This window comes from Pseudoalteromonas aquimarina, from assembly GCF_049257255.1.
Taxonomy (GTDB): Bacteria; Pseudomonadota; Gammaproteobacteria; order Enterobacterales; family Alteromonadaceae; genus Pseudoalteromonas.
Window position 1 is genome coordinate 517,119 of record NZ_JBMMUG010000001.1, and the last position, 13,154, is coordinate 530,272.

The 13,154-nt window shown below is 39.6% G+C and carries 6 protein-coding genes; all 6 read left to right on the forward strand.

The window, feature by feature from the left end:
• Positions 1-138: 138 nt before the first annotated feature.
• The 6 genes from AAEU29_RS02405 to pyrD all read left to right on the forward strand — a co-directional run bounded on the left by AAEU29_RS02405 (position 139) and on the right by pyrD (position 13,090).
• Complete coding sequence (locus AAEU29_RS02405) at positions 139-2,232, forward strand: DUF1302 domain-containing protein (RefSeq protein ID WP_421971897.1); 2,094 nt, start codon at positions 139-141, stop codon at positions 2,230-2,232.
• Positions 2,233-2,242: 10 nt separating this feature from the next.
• Positions 2,243-3,610 carry a DUF1329 domain-containing protein gene (locus AAEU29_RS02410; protein WP_421971898.1) on the forward strand — a complete coding sequence of 456 codons (1,368 nt, stop codon included), beginning with the start codon at positions 2,243-2,245 and terminating at the stop codon, positions 3,608-3,610.
• Between the two features lie 47 nt (positions 3,611-3,657).
• Entirely contained in the window at positions 3,658-4,644 is a 987-nt protein-coding gene (locus AAEU29_RS02415) for a WD40/YVTN/BNR-like repeat-containing protein (RefSeq protein WP_421971899.1), read from the forward strand.
• 2 nt (positions 4,645-4,646) lie between these two features.
• On the forward strand, positions 4,647-6,971 hold the full coding sequence (locus AAEU29_RS02420) for an efflux RND transporter permease subunit (protein WP_421971900.1): 2,325 nt from the start codon (positions 4,647-4,649) through the stop codon (positions 6,969-6,971).
• A 203-nt stretch (positions 6,972-7,174) separates the two neighbouring features.
• The gene (locus AAEU29_RS02425) at positions 7,175-12,013 is read left to right on the forward strand and encodes an NAD-glutamate dehydrogenase (RefSeq protein ID WP_421971901.1); all 4,839 of its coding nucleotides are present in this window, start codon (positions 7,175-7,177) and stop codon (positions 12,011-12,013) included.
• Between the two features lie 66 nt (positions 12,014-12,079).
• Positions 12,080-13,090 carry a quinone-dependent dihydroorotate dehydrogenase gene (gene pyrD / locus AAEU29_RS02430; RefSeq protein ID WP_274762606.1) on the forward strand — a complete coding sequence of 337 codons (1,011 nt, stop codon included), beginning with the start codon at positions 12,080-12,082 and terminating at the stop codon, positions 13,088-13,090.
• Positions 13,091-13,154: the final 64 nt, after the last annotated feature.

Genomic DNA, 13,154 nt, shown 5'->3' on the forward strand with positions numbered 1-13,154 from the left:
GTGAATATGTAATCATTTTTTAATGATTTCGCGATATCTCATGTTTTACTTGTAATTTTATGAATTGCTTTCTATCGTTACAAGCATACTAAAAACAATAACTTGATAACAAAACAGCCCGCCATAGGGGGAATATATATGATAAAAAGTCCTCTTTTTGTCAAAAACAAACTGGCTTTAGGTGTTACAGCTGCGTGTATGGCACTTGCAAGCCAAACTGTTTCAGCCGCATCATTTGAAGTTGGTGGTTTTGAAATACAATTTGACTCTACTTTTTCATACGGTACAAGCTACCGTGTTGAAGACCGTGATTTTGATAATCAAATCGGTAAATCTAATCATCCTCGCTTTGATTGGACTGGTTATCACCCAGCACTAAACCCTATTTATTCATCAAGTGATATCTGGTCACAACCAGGTACATACTCGAATAATGGTGATGCAGGTAACTTAAACTTTGATAGTGGTGAAGCTTTTTCACAGTTATTAAAGGGCACACATGAATTAGAAATTCGCAAAGACAACTTTGGTTTCTTTACGCGTTTTATGTACTTCTATGATTTTGCACTGAATGATACTGACTTAGCATATAAAAACCCAACGTCAGGTCAAGGTGTAGATCCATGTGCAAATAAAGAATCAGAAGAATTAGTATGTAAAGATCTTCGTTTATTAGATGCATTTGTATATGCAGATTTTGATTTAAACGAAGGTTACAACCCGCTTTCAATCCGTTTAGGTCAACAAGTAGTTAACTGGGGTGAAAGTGCGTTAATTTCTCACGGTATTAATATTAACCCAGTTGATATTGACCGTTTAAAAGCACCAGGTGCTGAAGTAAAAGAAGCGTTTATCCCTGTGGGTATGCTTTGGGCTTCATTAGGTATTACTGAAAACGTTTCAGCTGAAATGTTCTATCAATATCAATGGCATGAAACACGCCTACCTGTTGCTGGTACTTATTTATCTACAAATGACTTTGCTGCAGTTAATGGTAATGCGAACAACGTTCAATTAGGCTTTACCTCTAATCCTGATATTGATTTAGCGTATTTAACAAATTCACTTAACAATATGTACACTCAGTGGGGTCAAGTTTTAGCGGCACAAGGTATGGATCCTTCAAGCGCTGAAGCACAGTCTTTACTTGCAAGTATGTATCTTGCTCACCCAACGAAAGTTGCAATTAAAGCCAATGGCGATAAAGCCATGAAAGAGCCAAAAGATTCAGGTCAATATGGTTTGAAGCTAGGTTGGTTCTCGCCAGAACTTAATGAAACTGAGTTTGGTTTCTACTATGTTAATTATCATAGTCGCCGCCCATTAATTTCAGGTAAAGCGTCAGATTTTACAGGTGCAGCGATTGGTCATGACTTAGCGTATATTGCTAACAACACAATTACTGCTGATAACATCACTAACTTAAAAGGTTTCACTGAAGCACAGCTTGAATATCCAGAAGATATCAAAATGTATGCATTCAGCTGGAACACTGCGATTGGTGAAACAGCGTTTGCCGGTGAATTTACTTATCGTCAAGACGAGCCACTACAAATCGATGACGTAGAGTTATTATACGCAGGTATGGCTGAGCAACTTGCAAACCCAGGTGTACCAGATGCGGTACGTCAAGACATGTTTGCGGGTATTTCACAAGTTGAAACGGTATCACCTGGTGAAGTAGCGCAAGGTTATATTCTTCGTGATTCAGCACAACTTCAATTTAGCTTAACGCATTTATTCGGCCCATCACTTGGTGCTGATAGTTGGGCGGTGCTAGGTGAAGTAGGTGGTGTGCATATCCAGGATATGCCTGATTACGATGAACTACGTTTAAACACGCCTGGTACTGCGCGTAGTGGTGTAATGCAAGGTCCTGCAGGTGACTATACTGCACTTCATTTATTACTTTCTAATGGTCCGGAAACAAATCAGTTTGGCTCTGCAACATCTTGGGGTTACCGTTTAGTTGCGAAAGGTGAGTATAACAACCTATTCTCAGGTGTTAACTTCTCTCCGCGTGTTGTTTTTGCACACGACGTAAATGGTACAACGCCGGATCCAATGTTCCTGTTTGTTGAAGACCGTATGTCTGCTTCTGTTAACCTTAACTTTAACTATCAAAACCAGTGGTCGTTTGACTTTGGTTACAATAGTTTCTGGGGTGGCGGTAGCGCAAATGGCTTAGCAGATCGTGATTATGTTTCATTTAATATCAAGTATTCAATTTAAGGGTAACAATATGATTAAAAAACCTACCCTAGTAGCGCTTGCTTTAATTGGTGTGTTTAGCGCATCATCGGCAGTTGCTAAGATTTCAGCTGAACAAGCTGCTCGCTTAGGTCAAGATTTAACACCACTAGGTGCTGAAAAAGCGGGTAATGCAGATGGTTCAATCCCTTCTTGGGAAGGTGGTATTACAAAAGCGCCTGACAATTACAAAGTTGGCGATCACCACCCAGATCCATTTGCAGATGATAAAGTGCTTTTTACTATCGATAAATCGAATCTAGAACAGTACAAAGAGCTTTTATCACCAGGTCAAATCGCAATGTTTGAAGCTTATCCAGAAAGTTTCAAAATGAATATTTACCAAACACGTCGAAGTGCGTCATACCCTCAGTTCATCTATGATGCAACGAAAAAGTATGCAACTACGGCTGAATTGGTAGAAGAAGGTAATGGTATTAAAAATACCGCTATCGGTATTCCATTCCCTATTCCTGAGACAGGTTTAGAAGCGATTTGGAACCATATTCTTCGTTACCGTGGTTTATCAATCAAACGTTATGGTGGCCAAGCAGCACCTACTGCTAGCGGTGACTACAATATGGTTGGTTTTGATGAGAAGCTTCTTGTTAAGTATTCAGAGCAAGATGCAACACCTGAATCATTACAGAAATCGAATATTCTGTTTAAGTTCAAACAAGAAGTTACTGAACCAGCTCGCCTTGCAGGTACGGCTTTACTTGTTCATGAAACAATGGACCAAGTATTAACACCGCGCCAAGCTTGGACATACAACACAGGCCAACGTCGTGTTCGTCGTGCGCCAAATGTTGCTTATGATGCACCAGGTACAGCGTCTGACAGCTTACGTACTACTGATGACTTCGATATGTTTAACGGTTCACCAAATCGTTACGATTGGAAATTACTTGGTAAAAAAGAAATGTACATTCCATATAACAGCTACAAGCTTCACAGCAATGAGCTTAAATATGATGACATTCTAAAGCCTGGCCATATTAATCCAGAACACGTACGTTATGAAAAGCACCGTGTTTGGGTTGTAGAAGCAAATCTTAAAGAAGGTACGCGTCATATTTATAAGAAACGCGTGTTCTTCATTGATGAAGACAGCTGGCAAATCCATGTTGCGGATCTTTACGATAACCGTGACCAACTATATCGTGTAGCAATGGCTCACGGTGTGAACTATTACGAAGTACCAACTCATTGGAGTACTTTGGATGTATATCACGATCTTAACTCACGTCGTTACCTAGCAATTGGCTTAGATAACGAAGAGAAGATGTATGACTTCCAAGAGATGTTCAAAGACACTGAGTTTACTTCTAACGCCTTACGTCGTTCTGGTCGACGTTAATAAATAATACGGCCCGCGAGGGCCGTTTTTCTCACAACGCTACATATATGAAAAATTATCTATTTTTAATCGGCTCACTTTTGGCGACTAGCGCTATTGCGCAAGTATTACCTCAACCTGCAATTCCCGCTCAATTAGCGGCGCAAAATCTATTAACAGATATTACGCGTACCAGCGAGGCAACTCTTGCTGTTGGTAAGTGGGGTAATATTGTTTTCAGTAACGATTCGAATACGTGGCAACAGGCAAACTCACCCGTTCAAAGTCTGTTAACAGCAGTTCATTTTGTTGATAGCCAACATGGTTGGGCTGTAGGTCATGATGCTACGATTTTATATACCCAAGATGGTGGTCAAAACTGGCAAATTCAGCAATATCTGCCAGAACTTGATAAGCCATTATTAGATATTATTTTCTTTGATAAAAACCACGGTTTGGCTATTGGTGCTTATGGTTTAAGTTATCGCACGTTGGATGGTGGTATATCGTGGACACGAGAATTTTACGATTCACTTTTATTTGAAGATGACCGTAATTACTTAAATGAATTAAAAGAATCCGATCCAGAAAGTTACCAAATCGAAACTCAGTCAATTTTACCGCATTTTAATAGTATTTTTGTTGACGGTGATACGCTTTGGCTAGTAGGTGAGCTAGGCCTTATGGCTACAAGCACTGATTTAGGAAAAACTTGGGAAAGACGTGACGAAATCTATGCTGGTTCATTTTTTGCGTTTAATAAACTGAACGACCAGTACTTAGTCGCGGGCTTACGTGGCACTGCATTTGTCAGTGACGACGGTGAACAGTGGACACAATTAGACACTGACACTACAGCATCAATTAATGATATTGAAATTGTGGGTAATAAAGCGGTTTTACTTGCAAACGGTGGTGTGTGGTTAACTTACAGTAATAACCAAATAAAAAAATCTGTGACAAAAGATGGTAAGTCACTATTGGCAGGTGCGACTGAGCAAAATGAGTTGATCATCGCATCAGAGGCTGGAATACATAAAATTAGCGTGCAGTAATTATGAATTCAATTTTAACAAAAATAGAAACGAGCCTTTTTAGACACCGCTTAGCAGTACTTTTTATTTTTATTGCAGCGACCGTTTTTTTAGGTTTTCAAGCAACGCAAATCAAGCTTGATGCATCGTTTAATAAAAACATTCCACTTAATCATGAATACATGCAAACCTACCTTAAGCACGAAAAGCAATTTGGTGGGGCAAACGGCATTTTAATTTCGGTGTGTGACGAACGCGGTGATATTTTTAATCCTGAGTTTTTTACCCAATTAAAAAATGTACATGACCAACTATTCTTTATTCCAGGTGTTAACCGTCCACTGGTAAGTTCAATTTTCGCGCCGAGTGCACGTTTTGTTGAAGTTGTTGAGGATGGTTTTGCTGGCGGTCCAATTATTCCGGCGGACTTTAAAGCTGATGCCCGTGGCCTTGCAACGGTGAAAGAGAACATCGAAAAGGCCAAAGTTGTTGGCCGTATGGTTGCGAATGACTATTCATGTGCAATGGTTACGGCCCAGCTAATGGAAACCGACCCAAAAACACAAGAAAAACTAGATACTCTCGCATTTGCTGAAAAGCTTGAAAGTGAAATCCGCACTAAATTCACAACTGACAACGTATCAATCCATATTATTGGTTTTGCGAAAATGGCAGGTGATGTAGCTGATGGCGCGAAAGATGTTGTGTTGTTTTTCCTTATCGCAATTTTAATTACGACTGTAATGGTATGGCTTTTCTGTAAAAGCATGAAGCTAACCATCCTGCCAATTGTGTGTTCATTAATCGCGGTTATTTGGCAATTAGGTTTATTAAACCTTGTTGGCTTTGGTTTAGACCCAATGTCAATCCTTGTACCATTTTTGGTATTTGCGATTGGTGTAAGCCACGGTGTTCAAATGATTAACAGCATCGGACAAAAAGTTGCACAGGGACTTTCTAATAAAGTTGCTGCGCAATCAAGCTTTGCCGCACTGTTAGTGCCAGGTGGTATCGCTTTACTTTCAGATACAGTTGGTTTTATCACGCTACTTTCTATTGATATTGGTATTATTCGTGAACTTGCGATTACAGCAAGTTTAGGTGTTGCAGTTATCATTTTCACAAACCTAGTGCTATTACCTGTAATTGCGTCTTATCTTGATTACACGAAAATGAAACGTGTTGATGATGGTAATGGTGATACGCATGATGCATTTGCGGGTATTCGTGAATTATTAGTGAAGGCAACAGAGCCAAAAACAAGTAAAGTGATTTTGTTTGTTGCTGCGGCATTATTTGTATTCGGTTTTATTAAATCAAATGAAATGCAAATTGGTGATTTACATGCAGGTGCACCATCACTTCATGAAGATGCTCGCTACAACCAAGATACGTTTTTGATTACCGATAAATACTCTATTTCTGTAGATATTTTAAAAATCATCGTAGAAGCTGAACCAGAAGCATGTACTTTCCACGACACAATGGAGCGTATTGATCGCTTCCAATGGAAACTACAAAATGTTGAAGGAGTTCAGTCTGCTGTTTCACTTAGTAGCATAGCGCAGCAAGTAAATGCTGGTTACAACGAAGGTAATTTAAAATGGCAAACATTACCACGCAATACTGCGTCACTTGTGCAAGCGTCAAGCCGTGTTGAAACAAGTACAGGTCTACTAAATAGTGATTGTTCGGTTATGCCAATTGTCGCCTTTATTGAAGACCATAAAGCTAAAACGATTAATCATGTAATTGATGCAGTTAAACAGTTTGCAAAAGAAGAGGGCACAGAGTCACTTCAGTTTAAACTAGCTTCAGGCCCTGTAGGTGTAATGGCGGCAACAAATGAGTCAGTAAGTGAAGCACAATTGCCGATGATGATTTATGTGTACGGTGCGGTAATTATTCTTTGCTTTATTAGTTTCCGCTCGTTACGTGCAACAATTGCTGTTGTGTTACCACTGTATGTAGTATCTACGCTTGCGCAAGCACTTATGGTATCACTGGAAATTGGTTTAACTGTAAGCACGTTGCCGGTAATTGCATTGGGTGTAGGTATTGGTGTTGACTATGGTATTTATATCTTATCATCGATGAGCGGGTTATTACGTCAAGGCGTGCCACTGACAGATGCTTATCGCCGTGCGCTTATCGAACGTGGTAGTGCGGTGTTGTTCACTGGTATTACGCTAGCTGTTGGTGTAAGTACTTGGGTTTTCTCAGCACTTAAGTTCCAAATGGACATGGGTATATTGCTGACCTTTATGTTTTTGGTCAACATGTTAGGTGCTGTACTCCTCCTACCAGCACTCGGTACCTTGCTATGGCGTAAAAAAACTTCTGAATAAATGTGTACTAAAATGGCCAGAAATGGCCATTTCTATCTATATTTAGTGAATAGTAAGCCAACTGGTTGAAATATGTACAGGTTTGCTACAAAAAATGCTATTTAAATCTATGCTAAAAGAGTTAGAATTCACCTGACTCCACTGCAGTTAGTTAGACTGCAAATAGTTACCGTTCACAGGTAGGTATAGATAAGGAACACATAATGACTCAACAAGAAGGCCAAACCTCAGTTTTACTGGAAAACGTATCATCTCTGATCCGCAGTAAAGTGAAAGCCACCAATGTGTCACTTGTCGAAAAGTTTGCTAAAACTCTATACAGTAATATGTCTACTGAAGATTTAGCGAGCCGTAATGACAGTGATTTATATGGCGCAGCACTTAGCTTATGGAATAGCTTAGAAAAACACACAGATGATACCGCGCTAATTCGCGTGTTTAATCCAGAGCTAGCTAACAATGGTTGGCAATCCTCTCACACCATCGTTGAAATTATCGCTAAAGACATGCCGTTTCTGGTTGATTCGGTTCGTATGGCTTTGGCTCGCGAAAATATCGTTTCGCATTTATTACTTCATTCACCTCTTAAAATTAAACGTGATAAAGACGGTTTAATTTCTGCATTATCAGGTATGAAGACAGAGCAAGAATCTGACTCAAACAAAACAGTGTTCTTTATTGAAATCGACCGTCAGTCAAATCAGTCGGTAATTACAGCTATTAAGCAAGAGTTAGAGTCAGTTTTAGCAGATGTTTCTGTTGCAGTAGAAGACTGGTTAGCGATTAAAGACAAGCTCGTTTCTATCAGCAAAGAATTACCAAAGCGTAAAGGCTATAAAAACAAAGACGAAGTTAAAGAAACTGTTGAGTTTTTAGATTGGCTTGCAAAAGATAACTTCACTTTAATGGGTTACCGTCAGTATGACTTATCACCGATTAAAGGTGACTATAAGTTGACAGGTGTTGCTGGTACCAGTTTAGGTATGATGAAAAACTCAGATGAGTCAAAAGCACGTCTTTTATCTGAGCTACCTGAAATTGCCCGTAAAGAAGCACAAAGCGATAACTTGTTAATCTTAACCAAAACAAATTCGTTATCACGCGTTCATAGACCAGCATACATTGACTACATCGGCATTAAACGTTTTGATGACAAAGGCAATGTTATTGGAGAAGACCGCTTTATTGGTTTATTCTCATCAAGTTTCTACAACAATAGTGCTGCAGATGTACCAGTATTAAAGAGCAAAATTAAACGCGTTCTTGATATGACGGATTTTGCGCCGGGTACGCATGCTTACAAAGCTGTTTTAAATATTCTAGAAACCTATCCTCGTGATGAGCTATTACAAGCGCGTGAGCGTGAATTACTGGAAGTCGCTTTAGGTGTTCACCATATGCAAGAACGCGATATGTCTCGTGTTTTTGTTCGTCAGGATACTTATGGCCGTTTCTTCTCTTGTATGGTTTATGTACCAAGAGAACGCTACAACACAGCACTTCGTCGTGAGACGCAAAAAATCTTAGCCAATGCCTTTGGCTCAAATGAAAAAGTTGAATTTACAACGTTTTTCTCAGAATCAATGCTAGCACGTACGCATTATACGGTACGTGGTTGCGACCAAAATGTTGAATACACAGTGAAACAAATCGAAAGAAACCTTATTGAAGCCGCACGTACTTGGGAAGACAAACTTCACACTGCACTGCTAGAAAGAGCAGGTGAATCACGTGGAAACGAATTAACGCGTAAATATGCGAAAGCATTTGCAAGTGCATACCGTGAACAAGTGTTACCAAGTGCAGCTGTTGTTGACATTGAAAAGCTGGAAAGCCTATCAGACGACAACAAACTTGCGATGCTTTTCTATCGTCCACAAGAAAGCGCGAACACCAATGAAGTTCGTTTAAGTCTTTATCACAAAAATGAACCAATTCATTTATCAGATGTAATGCCAATTATTGAAAACTTTGGTTTACGTGTTATTGGTGAAACGCCGTATTCAGTTAAGACCGAAGATGGTCAAGTAAACTGGATTATGGATTTCAGCATGCTGATCAGTAAAGATGGCCTTGGTGATTTTGAAAAAGTATCAGAGCGCTTTCAACTTGCTTTACTTAATGTTTGGAACAATAAGCTTGAAGACGATGGCTTCAACAAGCTGGTACTAGCAGCAAGTTTAAAAGGTCGTGAAGCATCAATTATTCGTGCTTACGCTAAGTATATGCGTCAAATTGGCGTTACTTTCTCACAAAGCTATATTGAAAGTACGTTTGAAAACTACCCACATATTGCGCAGTTACTTGTAAAACTATTCGATAAGAAGTTTTCGCCGAAATCTAAATTCACTGAGAAGGGTTACGAGAAAATCGTTAACGAGATCATTGCTGAATTAGATAACGTAGCTAACCTAGATGATGACCGTATCATTCGTTTATATGTTGATATGATTAATGCAACACTTCGTACTAACTTCTATCAAAAAGATAAAGACGGAGTTAATAAGTCATACATTTCGTTCAAGGTTCAGCCAAGCCTAATTCCTGAAATGCCACTACCACTGCCAGCGTTTGAGATTTTCGTTTACTCGCCACGCGTGGAAGGTGTTCACTTACGTGGTGGTAAAGTTGCTCGTGGTGGTCTACGTTGGTCAGATCGTCGTGAAGACTTCCGTACAGAAGTACTAGGCCTTGTTAAAGCGCAGCAAGTTAAAAACACTGTAATTGTACCAGTTGGTTCAAAAGGTGGTTTTGTTTGTAAGCAGTTGCCATCAGATCGTGATGCCTTCTTTAAAGAAGGACAAGAGTGTTACAAACTATTTATCCGTGGCCTATTAGATATCACAGATAACATTCACCATGGTGAAATTGTGCCACCAGTTGATGTAGTTCGTCATGATGAAGATGACCCGTACCTAGTTGTTGCGGCTGATAAAGGCACAGCGACGTTCTCTGATATTGCGAATGGTATCTCTGAAGAGTACGGCTTCTGGCTTGGTGATGCTTTTGCATCAGGCGGCTCTATTGGTTACGACCACAAAGCAATGGGTATCACTGCTAAAGGTGGTTGGGAATCTGTTAAACGTCACTTCCGCGAAATTGGTATTGATTGCCAAACAACTGATTTCACCTGTGTAGCCATTGGTGATATGGCAGGTGACGTATTTGGTAATGGTATGTTGCTATCAGAGCATATTCGCTTACAAGCAGCATTTAACCATATGCACATCTTTATTGATCCTAATCCGGATGCAGCATCGTCTTTTGTTGAGCGTAAGCGTATGTTTGAATTACCGCGTTCATCTTGGGAAGATTACAATAAAGACTTAATTTCACAAGGTGGTGGTATTTTCTCACGTAGTGCGAAATCAATTACGCTTACCCCAGAAATTAAGAAAATGTTAGGCACTAAAAAAGTAACCATGACACCTAACGAATTACTACGTGCAATCTTAATGATGCCTGTAGATTTAATTTGGAATGGTGGTATCGGTACTTACGTTAAAGCGAAGAAAGAGTCACACGCAGATGTAGGTGATCGTGCAAACGATGCACTACGTGTAAATGGTGAAGAGCTTAACGCTAAGATATTTGGTGAAGGTGGTAACTTAGGTGCTACTCAGTTAGGTCGTATTGAATTTACGTCTAACGGTGGCCGTATGAATACCGATTTCATCGATAACGTAGGTGGTGTTGCGTGTTCAGATAACGAAGTAAATATTAAGATCTTACTTAATGTTCTAGTTTCTGAAGGTGATTTAACTAAGAAACAGCGCGACGAGCTTCTTTATTCTATGACTGATGAAGTTGGCCGTATGGTAATTAAAGACTGTTACCGTCAAACACATACGATTTCTGTAACTCAGCTTAAAGGTCCGCAAACATTAAAAGAGCAGATCCGCTTTATTCATGCGCTTGAAAAAGAAGGCAAGTTAAATCGTGATATCGAGTTCTTACCGTCTGATGAAGAATTAGCAGAACGTCAAGCTGCGGGTGCTGGACTAACACGTCCTGAGCTATCAGTACTTGTTTCATATGCGAAAATGGTGTTAAAAGAGCAATTAGTGGTTGAAGAAATCACTGATAATCCGTTCTACCGTCACTTACTTGTTGAAGCATTCCCAGTACCACTGCGTGAACGTTTTAATGACGCAATGGACAACCACCCATTACGTGCAGAAATCATTGCGACTAAACTTGCTAATGAAATTGTTAACGACATGGGCCTTAACTTTGTTGTGCGTATGAGCGAAGAAACGGGCGCACCGGTAAGTGAAATTGTACTTTGCTATTCAATGGCGAAAGCAATATTTGAGCTTGGTCAGGCATGGCAAGAAATTTCTGAACTGGATAATAAGATCCCGTCAATTGTTCAAACTGAAATGCTTTATCAATTACGTCGCACTGTTCGCCGTGCAACGCGTTGGTTCTTACGTCACCGTAACAAGTCACTGAATATCGAACAAACGATCGAATTCTTTGCACCAGCATTCGCTGATTTAAGCAAAAACATCACTAGTTATATGGTTGCTGAGGAAGCTGAAAAGCTAAATTCAGAAATTAATATGCTAGCGAAAGAAGGTGTTCCTGAAGCTCTTGCAAAACGCATCGCTCAGTTGTCTAGCTTGTTCTCAGTAATGGACTTAGCTCAGGTTGCTGACGCTGCGAATAAACCAATTTCACAAGTATCTGAAACGTACTTCAAGTTAGGTGCAGGTATGGGTCTTCACTGGTTCCTTGACCAAATTACGCAGCAACCAGTTGCTAACCATTGGCAAGCACTGGCACGCGCTTCTTATCGTGAAGAGCTGGATTGGCAACAACGTTCACTTTCACAAGTTGTTCTTAATAATTGTAAGACCACAGAATGTGATGTTGATACCATTATTGAAGGCTGGATGGATGAACATCAAGTGCTGCTAGAGCGGTGGGAACTGATGCTTGCTGAGTTTAAAACCTCGCAAACCCATGACTTTGCGAAGTTCTCAGTTGCATTACGTGAATTAATGCTACTTAGCCACAATTGCGATACTGCGCAATAACAAAAATTTAGATACAATACCCCGGAATTTTCCGGGGTATTTTTTTATTAAGAGGTCAACACAATTATGTTTTATGATTTAGCGCGTCGTTTTATGTTTAGTAAAGATGCTGAGTGGTCGCATGACTTTGCTTTATCAAACCTAAAGCGATTTGCCAATACACCGTTATCGATGTGCTGGTCTCAATCGGTTGCAAGCAAACCAACTACTTTCCTAGGATTAGAATTACCAAACCCTGTAGGTCTTGCTGCAGGTCTTGATAAAAATGCTGAATGTATTGATGCATTTTCTCAAATGGGTTTTGGTTTTATTGAAGTAGGGACCGTGACACCTCGTCCTCAAGCGGGTAATGACAAACCACGTATTTTCCGTTTACCTGAAGCAAATGCCGTTATTAACCGTATGGGATTTAATAACAAGGGTGTTGATTACTTATTGGAAAATGTTAAAAACGCGCGTTTTAATGGCATTTTAGGTATCAACATTGGTAAAAACAAAGATACGCCAAACGAACAGGGTAAAGACGACTACATTCATTGTATGCGTAAAGTATTTACGAGTGCATCTTACATCACTGTAAATATCTCTTCACCAAATACTCCAGGATTACGTGATTTACAATATGGTGAAGCGCTAGATGATTTATTAAGCTCACTTAAAAATGAACAGCTTGATTTGGCAGCTAAACATGGTAAAGAAGTACCAATGCTTGTAAAAATCGCACCAGATCTTGATCAAATACAAGTTCAGCAAGTATCAGAATCATTGATCAATAATAAAATTGATGGCGTGATCGCTACAAATACAACACTTGACCGTACTGCTGTTGAAGGTATGAAACATGCTGATGAAGCAGGTGGCTTATCAGGTCATCCAGTTCGTCAGAAATCAACAGAAATCGTTAAAGAAATTAAGCGTTTAACTAATGGTGAATTACCAATTATCGGTGTTGGTGGTATTGATTCAGCAGAATCTGCAAAAGAAAAACTATCAGCCGGCGCTGATTTAGTGCAAGTGTATACTGGTTTTATTTATCAAGGCCCGCCAATGATCAAAAAGATCATTGATGCCTTATAAGGATCGGTTATTTAACTTTATGATCCTATTGAAAATAATCTAAAAAATAGTTTATTTTTAAAGC